Origin of the sequence: Lampropedia puyangensis, assembly GCF_004833285.1 — a bacterium.
GTDB lineage: Bacteria > Pseudomonadota > Gammaproteobacteria > Burkholderiales > Burkholderiaceae_C > Lampropedia > Lampropedia puyangensis.
On the sequence record NZ_STFG01000003.1, the window covers coordinates 206,077 to 223,792 of the forward strand.

Here is a 17,716-nt window from a genome sequence, read left to right on the forward strand (position 1 = left end):
CACGCAAACACCCAATAGCGAAATAACCGCGAAATCATACATATCAAGATGAAGGGATGCCCAGTATGAAAAAAACCATTCAAACCCTTGCAACAGCCGCCTTGTGCATAGCCAGCCTCTGCACCATCACAACCACAGCTTATGCAGACACAGTCACCACCATCGTCGTGCCCTATGGCCCAGGTGGCCCACTCGATACCACGGCCAGAATTCTGGCTGAGTCAGTGAAAGATACATTAGGCACCGTGATTGTGGAAAACCGACCTGGCGCAGGCGGAAATATTGGGATAGGACAAGTGGCCCGTGCCAAACCCGATGGCAAGACACTGGGTATTGCCGCAGTAGCCACCATGGCCATCAACCCTTGGCTCTATTCGAGCACCCCTTATAACCCCAATACCGATTTCGCTGCCGTAACGCCTGTTGCACGGGTCCCGAATGTGCTGGTTATGAACAGCGAGCGCGCAAAAGAGCTGAACATCCACACGCTGCAAGACCTGATCGCATACGGGCGCGAACACGAAGGCCAGTTGAACTATGGAAGTGGCGGAAATGGCAGCGCTGGCCACCTTGCTGGTGAACTTTTCAAGCAAATGGCCAACGTGCAAGCCGTACATATCCCCTACAACGGCGCCAACCCTGCGCAGCTTGCATTGCTATCCAAAGAAGTTGACTTCAACTTCGACAACTTAGCGGCAGCTGCGGCGAACATTCGAGCAGGTAAATTGATCGCCTTAGCCGTCACCACAGAGCAACCCAGCGACTTCCTGCCCGGAGTCCCTAGCATGGCACAAACATTGCCCGGCTTCACTATTGATACATGGTGGGGCCTAGTTGCTCCCGCCAGCACCCCCAAAAGCACCATTGAGCAACTCAATGCGGCCTTCTCTGCTGCGCTAGAATCAGAAACGATCAGAAAAAGCTTTAAAGCATTACTCGCAGAGCCTGTCATCAGCAAAGCCCCTGCCTTTGATCAATTCATGGCGCAAGAACGTGCACGCTATGAACCCATAGTCAAAGCCACAGGCGCCAAAGTCGATTGAATAGAATGGCGTTCACATGCCGTCCTTAGTGACCGTATTTGGCATTGTTATTGATTGATTAGAAATATTATTAATAGACCATGCCAACTCCATGATTTGTCTCTTAATCCTGATATTCGTTGCCATCAGGCAACAGGCCGCAAGGTGTTTGTATTCGTAACAGCAAATCAACTTCAATAGCCTTGTCAGGCTATTTCATTGCTGATATCGTCGCCCGATATATCTGGGCATGTTCAAGACTAGGAAAATCGGTAACCTCACGACGGTTACACTAGCTCACTCAGTCGATAACACCAACATTTCTTACATTTAATAAAAGAAGCAAATGGCAAATACGTACCGCTGGAAACACTCTGCCCTCACCGCAGCCATTCTTGTAGCGGCAGGTCTGCAATGGTCTGATGCATCGGCTTTGACACTAGGACAAATCCGCGTGCAATCCAATCTGGGAGAGCCATTGCGCGCAGTCATCCCAGTGACAAACCTCAGTGCAGATGAAGCACAATCGCTGCGCGCTAATCCAGCATCACCAGATGTTTTTAATGCCCATGGTGCCAACTACTCGTCCATCATGACGCAGTTGCAAGTGACTCTGCAGCGTCGCTCCGATGGGAGTGCAATACTGCAGTTAAGCACGCATGCGCCAGTCAACGAGCCATTTGTTGATTTGGTGCTCAACACATCATGGAATGGAGGCAACACTGTCCGCAGTTATGCCTTATTGCTTGATCCGCCCTCATCGAAAATTACGCAAGCCCAAGTCAGCCCATCCCAAGCATCAGCCACAGCGCCTGAAGCGCCAATTACAAGCGCCGCAGCGGCTCCAATTGCACCTCCATCTGTGCCCGCAGTAGTTTCGCCCGCCGCAGGCCAAAGCAGCATGGACTCCGATGTGTACCAACGCGCAACAGCATGGATGCGCAGCCAAGGCCAGTCCGTCTCCGGCACGGTAAGGCCAGCGACAAAAAATACAGACAAAACTACACCTGCGACAGCGACTAAAGCATCATCCCCCGCAGCATCTCGTCCAGCAAGCACAGAAGTCTCTCGCGCAACAGCGTCAGCGAGTGTCGGTAGCATCACAACACGCAGAGGTGACACAGCCGGTTCAATTGCCAGACGCCATCTACCATCCAACGTCTCGCTTGACCAAATGTTGCTAGCCTTGCAGCGATCAAATCCTCAAGCATTCATTAATGGCAATGTGAACCTGCTGCGTTCTGGGGTCGTATTGAATATTCCAGAAGTTGATCAGGTTCAATCCGTCTCAGCACAGGAAGCACGCCGCCTAATTGCAGCGCAAACGCGCGATTTCAACCAGTACCGCGGCCAAGTTGCACGCAATGTTCCAACGGCACCGGTAGCTGTGCAAGCGGCAGACACTTCCGCTGGTAAGGTGACAACACCCCCTACAGCACCAACAGCTGCCAATGAAAGTGACAAGTTGGAGCTGACTTCGCAAAAAGCCAACGAAGCAAGAAAAGCGGAAGAAGCGCGCATCGCTGCACAACTGCAAGCCCAAGAAGATGCTGCACGTAAAAAGGAAGCTGAGGACAATACCCGCCGCATGGAAGAGCTGCTCAAGGAAGCAAACAAAACGGCACAAACAGCTCAGACAAAACCCGACAGCAGCATAGCTGCTGAGCAGCCACCTTCCACAGGCACCGTCGATACTTCACCTCAAGCACCTGTTGCAACGCCACCTAACAGCACTGCAGACACGGAACCGCCCTCCCCTGGAATAACTGTTGAAACCGCAGCGCCTGTCACGCTGCCGTCTCCTCAACTCACCACGGAAAGCACTGCAACAGTAGCGTCTGAGCCTCCTGCTCCTGCTCCTGCTCCTGCTCCTGCTCCTGCTCCTGCTCCTGCTCCTGCTCCTGCTCCTGCTCCTGCTCCTGCTCCTGCTCCTGCTCCTGCTCCTGCTCCTGCTCCTGCTCCTGCTCCTGCTCCCGTCGAAAACAGTTTCCTGGACGAATACCCCATGCTCCCTGCTGCAGGTGGTGGCCTGTTGGCACTGCTCCTTGGCTGGGGCTATTACCGCTACCGCAAAGGTCGTAAAGGGGGCGATGTTGTCTATGAAAACAGCGGCAATATCCCTGATTCATTTTTCAACAGCAACAATGCCAAGGTAGATCAAGGCAAAGAACAATCCGAAGAAGACGTTTCAACAAAATCCAACACGACAGGTATGTCCACCGGTGTATCGTCGATGTCCTACTCGCCAAGCCAAATCGATGCTACAGGTGAAGGCGATCCGGTACTGGAAGCTGACGTACTGCTGGCTTATGGTCGCGACCAGCAAGCAGAAGAGGTTCTGAAAGAAGCCGAAGTCACAAACCCCACCCGCACCGCAATCAAAGTGCGTTTGGCTGAAATATATGCATCCCGACAAGACCGCCTTTCATTCGAGTCGAAAGCGCAAGAAATTGCGCGTCTGACTCAGCAAAGTGGAATTGAATGGAGCAAGATTGCAGAACTCGGACGCAACCTCGACCCAAGCAATGCTCTGTACAAAGAGTCTGCAGAAAATATCCCATTGAATGAGGCAAAGGTAGGGGGTGATTCCAGTATCCTCTCTGGTTTTGGTCCATTATCTGGCCTGGATTTCGACTTCCAGCAATCATCTATTTCCCCTTCTAGCAAGCACTCAGATAGCAAACTAGATAGCCGCCTTGGAACCGTATCCGCTGCGGCCAGCTTGGCAGATTTGGACTTGGATTTACAGCTGGACACCCCCGCTCCTAAAAGTGAAGTTGAAGAGTTGCATACCAGCCCGGCAGGGCTGCCTGCGAACAGCGACAACTCATTAGAGTTCGAAAACTTCTTGGCTGAACCTACACAAAGCGGTACGTTGCACGACACATCGGCGGACGACAAATCCCGCACAGCAGCGCAGGCTACGTTAACAGACGAGGACACCCATGCAGCAGCGCCGCTTGAAGCACTCGACGACTTTTCGGACATTGCCAATTCGCTGGATATTCCATCTGCCTTGCCAACCGATATCTCTACCGCTTTACCAAGCAGCAGCGATGACTTGACGAAAACGCTTGAGCTTGATCTTTCCAGTCTGGATTTCGAGTCCTTTGATGACAAGCCAACAACAAGCAGCACGACACAGTTATCTGGAGACAGCACACTCGCTAGCTTGGATTTGCAGGACTACTCATCAGACAACCCACTGGCCACCAAACTCGCTTTAGCCAAGGAGTTCTTGGCATTAGGCGACAGTGAAGGCGCAAAAGCCTTGGCTGAGGAAGTCGTGAAACTCGCAGGCGACACAGAACTTCAGGGTCAAGCAAAGAAATTACTGGCGGACTTAAGCTAGAATTTTCAACTCATCAAAGCCCATCCACGTTAGTTGGTAGGCATGGGTAGGCATCTTTTTGACCGCGGCCATGCTGGATTGCTTTTCTTATTAACGCCGAAGCCCTCTGCTTCGGCGTTGGTTTTTCAGGGTGCAGCACTTGCACCTTTTCTCGCTTGCACAGGCCTTTTTATGCGTATTGCACTTGGCATTAGCTACAACGGGCAACGCTATCACGGTTGGCAAAGTCAACCTGATGGCCATACAGTCCAAGACCGACTGGAAGCGGCACTTACGCAATTTGCGGGCCACCCAGTCTCCACTTTGTGCGCAGGACGTACAGACACTGGCGTACATGGATTGGGGCAAGTGGTACATTTTGATGCCCCAGTTGAGCGAGAAGAAATTTCCTGGGTTAGAGGAACCAACCGCTACCTCCCCACCGACATTGCTGTGCAGTGGGCACGCCAAGTGACAGATGATTTCCATGCACGCAATCAGGCCCGTAGCCGTCGCTATGCCTATGTTCTTTTGCAGTCTGCCGTTCGGCCCAGTATTGATGCGACACGGGTTGGCTGGGTGTTTTCGGAATTGAACCTTCACGCCATGCAAGAAGCGGCAAACACACTTCTTGGCGAACATGATTTCACGTCGTTTCGCGCAGCAGCCTGCCAAGCGCTCACACCGGTCAAAACCATTTCAGCCATTCACATCAACGCTACCCCCATGCGCATGGGACACGCACCGGCATCTTCAAGCGAACGTTCAATACCCACGTGCTATTGGCGATTCGAATTTGAAGCCAATGCTTTTCTACACCACATGATCCGCAACATCATGGGCTGTTTAATTATGGTCGGGCAAGGCGCTCAGCCGCCTGAATGGATGCGCCATGTATTACAAGCGCGTTCTCGAGATGCAGCTGCGCCAACTTTTTCGCCAGACGGCTTGTATTTTCTTGGTCCGCGTTACGACGCACACTGGCAGCTACCTCAAAGCTCAGCGCTGTTTGACTACATCCCTGGGGCCAGTAGTTTTACGGCCTGCTGACATTACCAATAAAAGCTATGACTGATCGCCCTAACACCACAAGAACTCGCGTTAAATTTTGCGGTTTGACACGCCAAGAAGATGTCAATGCTGCGGTCAATGCAGGTGCCGATGCAATTGGCTTTGTGCTGTACGAGGCAAGCCCCCGCTATGTCAGTGCAGAACAAGCAAAACGTTTAGCACAATCCATCCCCCCCTATATCACGCCGGTTTTACTCTTTGTCAACCCAAGTGCAACACAAGTCGACAGTGCCCTCACCCTGCTGCCTCAGGCGCTTTTACAGTTTCACGGGGACGAAACACCAGAGCAATGCTGGGCACTGAGCCATCAAGGTCAACAACCGTATGTCCGTGCAGCACGTATTCCACTTGAGCCGCAAGCTGGGCAAGCACCCTTTGATCTCGTAGAATACGCCCATCAATTCTCGCAAGCGCAAGCCATTTTGCTTGATGCCCATGTATCAGGGTATGGCGGCGGCGGACAGGCATTCAATTGGTCACTTCTTCCAACAAACGTCACATCTCACCTCGTCTTAAGTGGTGGGCTCACACCATCAAATGTGATCGATGGCATTCGTGCGCTGCGTAGTCGCGGCCTCTCGCTGGCCGTGGATGTGAGCTCTGGCATCGAAACCTCTGGCCCTGATGGCAAGCCACTCAGAGGCATTAAAGATGCCGAAAAAATGCACCGTTTCATGGCTGCCGTTGCGCAAGCTGATGCACAAGCACGTGTGCCAGCCTCCGCGCCAGCCAATAAGGAAGAGAAATGACACAACAGTACCAACAACCAGACCAACACGGCCATTTTGGCCCTTATGGCGGAAGCTTCGTGAGTGAAACGCTCACCCATGCTATAGAACAATTGCGCACGGCTTACGCCCAATACCAAAACGACCCAGCCTTCTTGGCCGAGTTTGCTTATGAGCTCAAACACTATGTGGGTCGCCCCTCCCCCATTTACCATGCTGCACGCATGAGCCGCGAAATAGGTGGAGCACAAATTTTTCTCAAGCGAGAAGACCTCAACCATACGGGCGCGCACAAAATCAACAATGTGATCGGCCAGGCGATGCTGGCCAAGCGCATGGGAAAACCGCGCATCATTGCAGAGACTGGCGCGGGTCAGCACGGTGTTGCTACGGCAACCATTTGCGCTCGCTACGGCTTGGAGTGTGTGGTCTACATGGGCGCAGAGGATGTCAAACGCCAAAGTCCCAATGTCTACCGCATGAAACTGCTGGGCGCCACAGTGATTCCTGTAGAGTCAGGCAGCAAGACGCTCAAAGATGCACTCAACGAAGCCATGCGCGATTGGGTGGCCAACGTAGACAACACGTTCTACATCATTGGCACCGTAGCAGGTCCACACCCCTATCCTATGATGGTGCGAGACTTCCAAAGCGTCATCGGCAAAGAGTGCCTGGATCAATTTCCAGCAATGAGTCAACAACTCAAACTGGCTGAAACACAGCCTGATGCGGTTGTTGCCTGTGTTGGCGGTGGCAGTAATGCCATTGGCATCTTCCACCCTTACATTGACCATGCGAGCACACGCCTGATTGGCGTTGAAGCCGCAGGTTTGGGCTTGGACACCGGCAAGCACGCCGCATCGCTACAACGTGGCAGCGCTGGTGTTTTGCATGGCAACCGCACCTACATCATGCAAGACGACAATGGCCAAATCATTGAAACGCACAGCGTCAGCGCCGGACTCGATTACCCAGGTGTAGGTCCTGAGCACGCATGGCTCAAAGACATTGGTCGAGCTCAGTACGTAGGCATTACAGATACAGAGGCCCTGGAAGCTTTCCACCACCTCTGCCGCACAGAAGGCATTATCCCGGCACTGGAATCTAGCCACGCAGTCGCATACGCCATGAAACTGGCCAAAACCATGCGTGCGGACCAATCCATATTGGTCAATCTTTCAGGCCGTGGCGACAAGGATATTGGTACGGTAGCTGGTCTCGATGATGGCAGCCTGTTTGCCAAAATGGGCAACAACGCATAAGGACTTTGGCCATGACACACACCACTACCAATCGCATTGCCAACTGTTTTACTCAATTACAAGCCCAAGGCCGCAAAGCCCTGATTCCATTTGTCACAGCAGGCTATCCCACTAAAGACACTACGCCCGCATTGATGCATGCCATGCATGCTGCTGGCGCAGACATCATTGAGCTGGGTGTACCTTTCTCTGATCCATCAGCCGATGGCACGACCATACAGAAAGCCAGTGACATCGCTCTCTCGAATGGTATTGGCCTCGTGCAGGTGCTGGAACATGTTCGCTTGTTTCGTGAAAGCAACCAAACCACTCCCGTTGTATTGATGGGCTACGCCAACCCTATCGAGCGTTACGACCAATTGCGCGGCGAAGAAGCCTTTGTGCGAGATGCGGCAATAGCCGGGGTAGATGGTTTGCTGGTGGTCGACTATCCCCCAGAAGAAGCGCAAGCCCTTCACCAGCAACTACGTGCCCACCAGATGGATCTGATTTTTCTGCTCGCTCCAACCTCGACTGAGGCGCGAATGGAACAAATCAATGCTATTGCCAGTGGCTACGTGTACTACGTATCACTCAAAGGCGTCACAGGCTCCAAAGCACTCGATACGCAGCAAGTAGCACAGGCTCTTCCCCGTATACGCTCGCACGTCAAGTTGCCTGTAGGAGTTGGTTTTGGGATTCGCGATGCCACAACGGCAAAAGCCATTGCCCATGATGCCAACGCAGATGCCGTCGTGATTGGTTCCCGCTTGATTGAATTGCTGCGCGACAACCCTGGTCAAAGTGGAATAGAGGCCGTTGCTCAGCTACTTCAGCAAATGCGGCAAGCCATGGACGAAAAGCAGTAAACGCCATCAACCTCTTACACCATCATTTAAAGCGCCTATCAGGGCGCTTTTTGTGGTTGACGCATCTCGCAATTAAGATCAGGAGTCGCGCCTAATAACCGTGTTGCTCTCGAAAAGCCTTAGCCGCGCTGAAATGACCACAACCAATAAATGGGCGCGGAGGTCGCAACGCAGACAATGGCGACGGATGGTTAGCCTGCAAGATCACATGGCCACGATCTGTAGGAATAAGCTTTTGTTTCGACTGGGCATGGGCACCCCACAGCATGAAAACAATGGGCTTCTCGCTTTGTGCCACTTGGCTGATCAGCGCATCAGTCAGGACTTCCCAACCTTTGCCAGCATGGCTTGCTGCTTGTCCCTCCTCAACCGTCAGGCAGGTGTTGAGTAGCAAAACACCATTTTTCGCCCAATGCACCAAACTGCCGCCCGGTTGTGGAAAAGGTGGGGGTGCAGTACCTAAATCCCGCTGCATCTCTTTGAAGATATTCCTTAGCGATGGCGGCAAAGCCACTCCTGGTGCAACCGAAAAAGCCAAGCCTTCAGCCTGCCCTCTGCCATGGTAAGGGTCTTGCCCCAAAATCACAACGCGCACAGATTCTGGTGGCGTTAACTCCAAGGCGCGTAAAGGCTCGGGAGGAAAAATAACGGCTCCCGCATCCAAACGTTGCTGAAGAAAGTGAAGTAAATCACGGCCTACAGCAGAACCAAAAAAGGCATCAATTGTGGGCATCCAACCAGATGCAACACCCCAATCGACAGGGTCTGCACTTTGCAGTTGCTGCACTAATACGGATGACTGGCATTCAAAAGACATAGGCCTTGTATTCTTAGAATGTTGTTTAGGATCTCCACGCAGACCGCGTTAGAGTCCAGAAGAATGCGATGCGCGGCAATAGGGGCCTTGCAGTGCCTCTTTTTTTGAGTCTTGCGGACTGTGTTGAGATCGTAAACAGGTTCTTAATCTCAAATTAGGGGGCGAGAACTCAAACAGCGCCGATCAGCAGGGGTCAACCGAATGAGTTTAGCGTGCTAAGGCGACTGCAAATATAAAAAAACCGCAGCTTTTTTTGCTGCGGTTTTGACAAAACGATTCAAGCGGCTATTTAGCAGCAGCAGTAGCTGTCGCACTGGGATTAGCCGTAAACCGGTAGCCTACCCCTCGCACGGTCTCGACCATGCTGCCTGCATCAGTTAAGGCCTCACGTAATCGCTTGATATGAACATCGACAGTGCGCTCTTCGATGAACACATGGTCGCCCCATACCTTGTCCAGCAATGAGGAACGACTGTGCACGCGCTCAGGATGCTGCATCAGGAAATTCAGCAACTTAAATTCCGTAGGGCCCATTTTCAAAGGATTGCCCCCAAGTAAAACACGGTGCGCAGACGTGTCCAAATGCAGGCTACCGATTTGCACAGCTTCACCAGCTTGTTCTGGGGCACGGCGGCGCAAAACGGCACGTATACGCGCTAGTAACTCTTGAATAGAAAACGGCTTGGTCAAATAGTCGTCCGCGCCAGCATCCAAGCCTGCCACTTTATCGGGCTCATCACCACGCGCCGTCAACATCAGGATAGGAATGGTTTTAGTGCGCGACTGGCTACGCCATTTACGCGCTAAGGCCAAGCCACTTTGGCCAGGCAGCATCCAGTCCAGCAAAATCACATCAGGAAGGATGTGATCGAGCTCGCGCTGGGCAGCCTCACCATCTTCTACGCACACAGGGTCGTAGCCGTAGTGGCGCAAGTTGATAGAGATCAATTCACTGATCCCCTCTTCGTCTTCCACCACCAATACGCGCGGTCCACTCATGGCTACCTGCTCTCCTTACTTACTTCAACGCAGACTCAACGTTTTCCACAGAAGTGTGGCGCACGTCTTTGCCTTTGACCATAAACACAATCAGTTCTGCCAAGTTTTTGGAATGATCGCCAATGCGCTCAATCGACTTGGCCAAAAACAGCAAGTCCATGCTGATGGAAATCTTACGAGGGTCTTCCATCATGTAAGTCACCAGTTTGCGGGTGTACCCATCAAACTCGCTGTCGATCAAGTCATCTTGCTTGAGGATGTCCACCACATTACTCACATCTCGGCGCGCAAAGGCATCCAAGGCACGGCGCAGTTGGTTCGCAGCCAACTCACCTGAATACTTCAAATCCAGAATAGGCAAATTGCGCGGTGCACTGCTTTCAATAATCGTTTTGATGATGCGCCCCATTTTGTTGGCTTCATCTCCAATACGTTCCAAATTGGCGGTTGCTTTGGAGATCGCCAACAGCATACGCAGGTCTTTGGCTGTGGGTTGCCGCGTAGCAATGATGGTGGAGATTTCCGCATCCAACTCCACATCCAATGCATTAACGCGTTCTTCCAGTCGAGAGATCAAGCCAACAGCATGCAAATCCAGATGGCTCAGCGCATCAATAGCGTATTTGATTTGAGACTCTACCAATCCCCCCATTTCCATGATATGGGAGGATATGGCATTGAGTTCAGCTTCAAACTGAGACGATGAATGTTGATCAGTCATGAGATTCCTCTTAAAAATCAACCAAAACGGCCTGTGATGTAGTCTTCAGTTTCTTTGCGCTGGGGTTTAACGAACAACTCTTTCGTTGGTCCAAACTCCATCAAATCACCTAGGTACATATAAGCGGTGTAATCACTGCAACGCGCGGCCTGCTGCATGTTGTGCGTCACGATCACAACGGTGTACTCGTCCTTGAGCTCTTCAATCAGCTCTTCGATTTTGCTGGTCGACAGCGGATCCAGCGCGGAGCATGGCTCATCCAAGAGCAAAACTTCAGGCATCAACGCAATGCCACGCGCAATACACAAGCGCTGCTGCTGACCGCCAGAGAGGCCTGATCCGCTTTGCTGCAGCTTGTCTTTGACTTCATTCCACAGTGCTGCCTTGCGCAACGCGCTTTCCACACGGTCGTCCATTTCAGATTTGGACAGTGTTTCAAACAAACGCACACCAAAAGCAACGTTGTCGTACACCGACATTGGAAATGGTGTCGGCTTTTGAAAGACCATACCAACGCGGGCACGCACCAAAGCCACATCAAGATTTTTCGACAGCAAGTTGTTACCATCAAGCATGATTTGCCCTTCCGCACGCTGCTCGGGATACAGCTCAAACATGCGATTGAAGGTACGCAGCAGCGTGGACTTACCGCAACCAGATGGACCAATAAATGCGGTGACTTTCTTCTCGGGAATTTCCATGGAAATGTTTTTCAGCGCATGGAACTTGCCGTAATAGAAATTCAAATCCTTGACTGCAATCTTGGCAGCCTCTTGCGGTTTGATCATTGCCGTAGTCATAAATGCAATTCCTTTTGAGTGGGTCGGCTGCGCGTCCATGCAAGCCGACCAAACACTGGTTATTTTTGACGTGTAAAGAAACGAGCCAAGATATTCAAAGCCAATACAGCCATGGTGATAATGAACACCCCTGCCCATGCCAGCTCTTGCCAGTTTTCATATGGGCTCATGGCATATTGGAAAATCACAACCGGCAAGCTGGCCATCGGCTGCGACAAGTCTGTACTCCAGAACTGGTTATTCAGCGACGTGAACAGTAATGGCGCCGTCTCACCCGAAATACGCGCCACAGCCAGCAAGATGCCAGTAATCACACCAGACTTGGCAGCACGCAATGTCACCATCGAGATCACTTTCCACTTAGGTGTACCCAATGCGTAGGCGGCTTCACGCAAACCGTTGGGCACCAACATCAGCATGTTTTCCGTTGTACGCAGCACCACAGGCACCACGATCAAGGCCAAGGCGACCACACCGGCATAGCCTGAAAAGCTCTTAAACTGCGTCACCACAATCGCGTAGACGAACAGACCAATCACAATACTGGGTGCGGACAACAATATGTCGTTCACAAAGCGTGTGACCGAGGCCAACCATCCTTTAGGGTTGAACTCTGCCAGGCTGATCCCTGCAAGAATGCCAATTGGCGTTGCAACAAAAGTTGCCAACAGCACCATGATGAAAGAGCCGTACAAGGCGTTGGCCAAACCTCCTGCATCGTTGGGCGCAGGCGTCGACTGTGTGAAGATCGTGGCGCTCAAGCCACCAATCCCCAACCGAATGGTTTCCCACAGAATCCACAGCAGCCAAAACACACCAAAAGCCATTGCCAGCAGCGACAAGGTAATTGCCACAGCATTGATACGTTTGCGACTTTGAAACAGTTTGAGCCGATCTGCCTCAGTCCCTTTGGGAACGAAGGGTTTGATATAAGCCTGCTGACTCATGATTTTTTCCCTTCATTCTTCTGCAAACGCAGCAACATCAATTTCGAGAGCGTCAACACAACGAAAGTAATGAAGAACAGCAACATCCCCAGGTAAAACAGCGACGACTGGTGCAAACCTTCGCCAGCTTCAGCAAACTCGTTGGCTAGCGTTGCGGTAATACTGGTGGCAGGGTCAAACAGCGAAGTAGACAACTGTGCCACGTTCCCAATCACGAAAGTCACGGCCATCGTTTCGCCTAAAGCGCGCCCAAGCCCAAGCATGACGCCACCAACCACACCGGCTTTGGTGTACGGCAGCACCACTTTCCACATCACTTCCCATGTTGTCGAGCCCAGGCCATAAGCAGACTCTTTGAGCATAGGTGGCGTCACCTCGAACACATCACGCATCACAGAAGCGATGTACGGGATGATCATAATGGCCAGAATGATGCCTGCAGGAAGCACACCAATCCCCATCGGGACACCGCTAACCAAAGCGCCAATCACTGGCACCTTGCCAAAAATCGCCTGCAAAGGCTGCTGAAAGTACGTCACCAAGATAGGGCCAAAGACCATCAAGCCCCACATGCCGTACACAATCGAAGGCACTGCGGCCAAGAGTTCAATCGCCGTGCCCAAAGGGCGCTTGAGCCAAGGAGGAGCCAGCTCAGTCAAAAAGAGGGCAATACCAAAACTCACGGGTACTGCAATTAGCAGCGCAATCACCGAAGTGGCCAAGGTGCCATAAATCATCGACAACCCGCCAAAATCTTCCATTACCGGATCCCACTCCGGATTGAAGACAAATCCAATTCCAAACTCTTTGATCGCTGGCCAAGCTGAAAGCAGCAAGGAAATCATGATGCCAACCAGCACCACCAACGTCAAAACTGCCGCACCTTGGGCCAAAAAGCCAAAAACAAGATCAGGCAGCTTATTGATTTTTCGTTCTGGGGGCTCTTGTCGCCCTCCATTTGTTCCAACCATGGGGGTCGCCTGTTTGGGCGTTTTCATACTGGATTGCACAGTCATGGCATCAGACACAACAATTCCTTTGAATAATCACAAAACACCGGCATACGCTGCCGAGTATTCACGTTGACACTGTAAAGCGCCATGAAGCCAACGGGTGGCCGCACACCTCTATTGTGATGAATGCGGCCAGCTCCTCACTCTGAAAATTTGCTTATTTCTACCTTGCCAAGACGCGCCCTAAGAATTCAACAGGCCAAACACTGAATCAGTGCTGGTATTGGCGCGCCTGGGCAAACATCACCTCGCGTGATCTCAATTCCACTTAATGGCGTTACCCGAAGCATCTTTGATGTCTTCGTTCCACTCTTTGCGGATCATTTCTTTCACGCTATCGGGCAACGACACATAGTCCAGATCTGCGGCTGTCTTGTCACCGTTTTTGTATGCCCAGTCAAAGAATTTCAGCGTAGCAGCGGCTTTGTCTGCATTGTCTTGTTTGGCGTGCACCAAGATGTAGGTGGTGGTGGTGATAGGCCAAGACTCAGCACCAGGCTTGTTGTTCAAGATTTGGTAGAAAGTGTTCTGCCAATCAGCACCAGCAGCGGCGGACTTAAACGCAGCTTCGCTAGGGTGCACGAACTGGCCTTCCTTGTTCTGCATTTGCGCATAGGAAATTTTGTTTTGCTTGGCATAAGCGTACTCCACATAACCGATGGAGCTAGGCAAACGGCTAACAAATGCGGCCACGCCTTCGTTGCCTTTGCCACCGGCACCTGTAGGCCATTTCACAGCAGTACCTTCACCGACTTCTTTTTTCCACTCTTCGCTCACTTGGCTCAAATAATTGGTGAAGCCAAATGTGGTGCCAGAGCCATCAGCGCGGCGAACCACTGCGATCAAGTCGCTTGGCAATTGCACGCCTGGGTTGATGGCTTTAATCGCCGCGTCATCCCAGTTGGTGATTTTGCCCAAGTAGATTTTGGCCAACACTTCACCACTCAAACGCAATTGACCAGGCTCAATGCCTTTGATGTTCACCACTGGAACAATACCGCCTACCACGGTTGGGAACTGGATCAAGCCCTTTTCTTTCAGCGCTTCATCTTTCAGCGGGGCATCAGAAGCACCGAAATCAACGGTTTTCGCTTCAATTTGACGCAAACCCGCGCCAGAGCCCACGGATTGGTAGTTGATACGGACATTGGCGGCTTTTTGGTAATCAGCAGCCCACTTGGAATACAAAGGAGCTGGGAAGCTGGCACCGGCACCGTTGACGTCTTGCGCCATCACGGATGACGCTGCAGTCAGAGCCAAAACAGATGCTGCCACTGCGCGGAAAACAAACTTGTTCATCGAGATCCTCTTTCAGGTTGGTCAAGTAAGACAGTCGTGAATGTAAGAATGTTTTGTGACATCAATATGACAGGCTATATGACATTTTTAAATCACACCTGGATGGCATTTCGCGAGCAACACAGCGAGCACCTTTAGCGCCGCTTCAAAGCCCTTTCGCAGTTGCGAAAAAACTTCACATAGGCTCTTACAACCTATCTACCGTCAAGAAGCTGACAGACTGCGCAAGCTCTCAGATACAGGGCGCCTTAACACTTCGCGCAAGCCCCACCAGCCAGCCAGTAACGCCAGCAAAGCACCTGCAATGGCACTGAGCAATGGCGCTAACCATGGAAAATCCCAAGCAAAATCAAACACAAAACGCGCCAATGCCCATCCAATCGCTATGGCAGCAAATGCGGCCAGTAAGCCTGCCAAGGCACCTACGCCAGCCAACTCAGCACGTTGCACACGCGCCAACAAACCACTTGCTGCGCCCATGGCACGCATCAAGGTGTACTCCCGCGCACGCTCCTCACGGGTTGCCGTCACTGCAGCAAACAACACCACCAAACCTGCAGCCAAAGCAAAAACAAACAGCAACTCAACCGCCCGACTGACCTGTCCCAATACCTGTTGAATTTGCTGCAGCGTGGCCGACAGATCCACATTGGTGATATTGGGAAATTGACGCACCAGCGCATTGTCAAACCCTGGTGTTTCAGGAGCTCGATACGCGCTAAGGTAGGTCACAGGTAAATCTGGCATCGCCGCGACTGGGAAAAGCACAAAAAAGTTGGCGTTCATGCTGCTCCAATCTAGCTTGCGAATTGAGGTGACCGTGGCAGTATGTTGAAGACCACCAATATCAAACTCCAAACGGTCATCCAATGCAATACCCAAACGCTGGGCAATGCCCTCCTCGATGCTCAAACCATCAGACTGGCCAGCTACCCATTGCCCTTTCACAATCGCATTGCCTTGGGGCAAGGTTTCATCAAAGCTGAGATTGAACTCCCGATCCACTTGCCGTTTGGCATCTTCGTCCTCGTAATCGGTCACACTTACCACATGGTCATTGATTCGGATTAATCGCCCACGAATCATGGGATACCACTGGTATTCATGCACCCCCGATTGCCGCAACGCATCTTGGAATGCATCAGCCTGGTCTGGCTGAATATTGATGACGAAGCGGTTATTGGCATCTGCTGGGGTCGCCTGCTGCCAACTGTCGATCAAATCAGTGCGCAGCAACACCAGCAATACCAAAGCCAGTAGCCCAACAGCCAAACTGCTGATTTGAATGACAGCAAAAACTGGCCGTGCAGCTACTTGTCTAGTGGCCAGCAACAACCAGCGTGGCGCTGTCGCTTCGTTCACCGCCCTGCGCAACACACGGATGGCAATCGCCGCCAGTCCCGCAAACAGCAGTACAGCAACCGCAAATCCCCCAACGGCAATAGCTCCCAGTTGGGCATTACCGCTCACCGCAAAAAGCAACACAGCAAAACCGGCCAAGCCGGCCAGAACGACAGTGCGTGATGCCGGTCGCAGTTGCCCAACATCGCGTCGCATCACCCGCAGCGGTGGCACCTGCGCTAATTGCAGCACTGGCGCAAGGCCAAAAGCCAACAATAAGGTCAAGCCCATTCCCAAGCCCAAAGCCACGGGCCATAGCCCTGCCGCGGGCATCTGCACTTGCAATAAACCCGCCAGCATTGATACAAAGACGGCGTGCACACCGTAGCCAATCAGTACCCCAAACAAACTGGCCACAACGCCTGCGGTTAAAAACTCAACCAAATAAGCACCGATGATGGCGCGCTGGCTCAAGCCGAGCACTCGCCACAGGGCTGCACCATCCAAATGGCGCGCAGCAAAAGAACGTGCAGCCAAGGCAACGCCAACAGCACAGAGCAATGCGGCCAACAATGCCACCAAGCGCAAAAACGACTCCGCGCGCTCCAAAGTCCTCTGCATCTGAGGGCTTCCACTTTCTAGCGTCATCAAACGCAGGCCACGTTCAGCGCCTTGGTCAATCAACGATTGCACCTGCTGGGCGAATGTGTTCAATACAGCAGCATCTTCGCCTGCCACCAGTAAACGCCAATTCAGACGGCTCGCTGGTTGTACCAATTGAGTATCTGCCAGCGCACCATACGCAATCATCACTCTGGGAGAAAAACTCAAAAAACCTGCGCCACGATCCGCCTCACTAGTGATAACGCGGCTGACCTTGAATGCTTTTTCACCAAGGTGCAGCGTATCACCAAGCTGTATTTCCAAACCGGCCAGTAAAGCAGGGTCAACCCATGCCTCGCCAGCAACCGGCCCACCAAACGTTGCTTCGCCGTGCTGCGACAGTTGTGCCACCGTCCAGTGGTTGTCCCAAACACCACTGGTTTGAACTCTACCCCGCAAAGGGTAAGCAGATTCAACCGCTTTGAGCGAAACCAAACGGCTATTGCCTCCCTGTGCATCATCTGCACGTGCCATCGTAGGGAATACCACCGTCACCGCTGTATTCAGCCCCAATGTTGTCGCTTGCTCTCGCAGGGAGGAAGAAATGCCATGGTCACTGGCAACAACCACATCGCCACCAAGCAACTGCCTGGCATCGCGCTGCAAGCCAGACTGCAGGCGGTCAGCAAAAAATGCAACAGCCGTCAAAGCTGCAACAGCCAATGTCACAGCCAGCAACAACACCGTCAGCTCACCAGCCCTCAAATCACGGCGCAGTGTTTTCCATCCCAACAAAAACATGTGCATCTTAAAAATAATGATGGCTTAGTGCGCCAAGGTTGAACATGGCATGCATTGTGGCATTGCCACTATGGCGCCCTGGATGAAGGGATTTTCAGGCCCGAGTCACGTCA

At 52.2% G+C, this 17,716-nt stretch carries 14 protein-coding genes; 6 read left to right on the top strand and 8 right to left on the bottom strand.

Annotated elements, in window-relative coordinates; genetic code table 11:
• Positions 1-65: 65 nt before the first annotated feature.
• From E9531_RS05190 to trpA, 6 genes are all read left to right on the top strand, one after another.
• A complete protein-coding gene (locus tag E9531_RS05190) occupies positions 66-1,043 on the top strand; it encodes a Bug family tripartite tricarboxylate transporter substrate binding protein (protein ID WP_136572682.1) in 978 nt (325 codons plus the stop codon).
• A 325-nt stretch (positions 1,044-1,368) separates the two neighbouring features.
• On the top strand, positions 1,369-4,374 hold the full coding sequence (locus E9531_RS05195; protein WP_136572683.1) for a FimV/HubP family polar landmark protein: 3,006 nt from the start codon (positions 1,369-1,371) through the stop codon (positions 4,372-4,374).
• A 171-nt stretch (positions 4,375-4,545) separates the two neighbouring features.
• On the top strand, positions 4,546-5,403 hold the full coding sequence (gene truA / locus E9531_RS05200) for a tRNA pseudouridine(38-40) synthase TruA (protein WP_136572684.1): 858 nt from the start codon (positions 4,546-4,548) through the stop codon (positions 5,401-5,403).
• Positions 5,404-5,420: 17 nt separating this feature from the next.
• Positions 5,421-6,173, top strand: coding sequence for a phosphoribosylanthranilate isomerase (locus tag E9531_RS05205; protein ID WP_136572685.1), 753 nt, complete (start codon positions 5,421-5,423; stop codon positions 6,171-6,173).
• On the top strand, positions 6,170-7,414 hold the full coding sequence (gene trpB, locus E9531_RS05210; protein ID WP_136572686.1) for a tryptophan synthase subunit beta: 1,245 nt from the start codon (positions 6,170-6,172) through the stop codon (positions 7,412-7,414). Before E9531_RS05205 ends, trpB begins: the two co-directional genes overlap by 4 nt.
• Before the next feature lie 11 nt (positions 7,415-7,425).
• Positions 7,426-8,262 carry a tryptophan synthase subunit alpha gene (trpA, locus tag E9531_RS05215; protein WP_136572687.1) on the top strand — a complete coding sequence of 279 codons (837 nt, stop codon included), beginning with the start codon at positions 7,426-7,428 and terminating at the stop codon, positions 8,260-8,262.
• Between the two features lie 91 nt (positions 8,263-8,353).
• Here trpA and E9531_RS05220 read toward each other — a convergent pair whose 3' ends face one another.
• The 8 genes from E9531_RS05220 to E9531_RS05255 form a co-directional block, all read right to left on the bottom strand.
• A complete protein-coding gene (locus E9531_RS05220) occupies positions 8,354-9,079 on the bottom strand; it encodes a uracil-DNA glycosylase (RefSeq protein WP_136572688.1) in 726 nt (241 codons plus the stop codon).
• A gap of 285 nt (positions 9,080-9,364) precedes the next feature.
• Positions 9,365-10,078, bottom strand: coding sequence for a phosphate regulon transcriptional regulator PhoB (gene phoB / locus E9531_RS05225; protein WP_136572689.1), 714 nt, complete (start codon positions 10,076-10,078; stop codon positions 9,365-9,367).
• A 19-nt stretch (positions 10,079-10,097) separates the two neighbouring features.
• The gene (gene phoU / locus E9531_RS05230; RefSeq protein WP_136572690.1) at positions 10,098-10,799 is read right to left on the bottom strand and encodes a phosphate signaling complex protein PhoU; all 702 of its coding nucleotides are present in this window, start codon (positions 10,797-10,799) and stop codon (positions 10,098-10,100) included.
• Between the two features lie 17 nt (positions 10,800-10,816).
• The gene (gene pstB / locus E9531_RS05235; protein WP_425293561.1) at positions 10,817-11,587 is read right to left on the bottom strand and encodes a phosphate ABC transporter ATP-binding protein PstB; all 771 of its coding nucleotides are present in this window, start codon (positions 11,585-11,587) and stop codon (positions 10,817-10,819) included.
• Positions 11,588-11,658: 71 nt separating this feature from the next.
• Positions 11,659-12,546, bottom strand: coding sequence for a phosphate ABC transporter permease PstA (gene pstA / locus E9531_RS05240; protein ID WP_136572692.1), 888 nt, complete (start codon positions 12,544-12,546; stop codon positions 11,659-11,661).
• Positions 12,543-13,517 carry a phosphate ABC transporter permease subunit PstC gene (pstC, locus tag E9531_RS05245; protein ID WP_244609996.1) on the bottom strand — a complete coding sequence of 325 codons (975 nt, stop codon included), beginning with the start codon at positions 13,515-13,517 and terminating at the stop codon, positions 12,543-12,545. The genes pstA and pstC overlap by 4 nt, the downstream gene beginning before the upstream one ends.
• A 300-nt stretch (positions 13,518-13,817) precedes the next feature.
• On the bottom strand, positions 13,818-14,858 hold the full coding sequence (gene pstS / locus E9531_RS05250) for a phosphate ABC transporter substrate-binding protein PstS (protein ID WP_136572693.1): 1,041 nt from the start codon (positions 14,856-14,858) through the stop codon (positions 13,818-13,820).
• 204 nt (positions 14,859-15,062) lie between these two features.
• Positions 15,063-17,603: an ABC transporter permease gene (locus E9531_RS05255; protein WP_425293558.1), complete on the bottom strand. Its 2,541-nt coding sequence runs from the start codon at positions 17,601-17,603 to the stop codon at positions 15,063-15,065.
• Positions 17,604-17,716 lie beyond the last annotated feature (113 nt).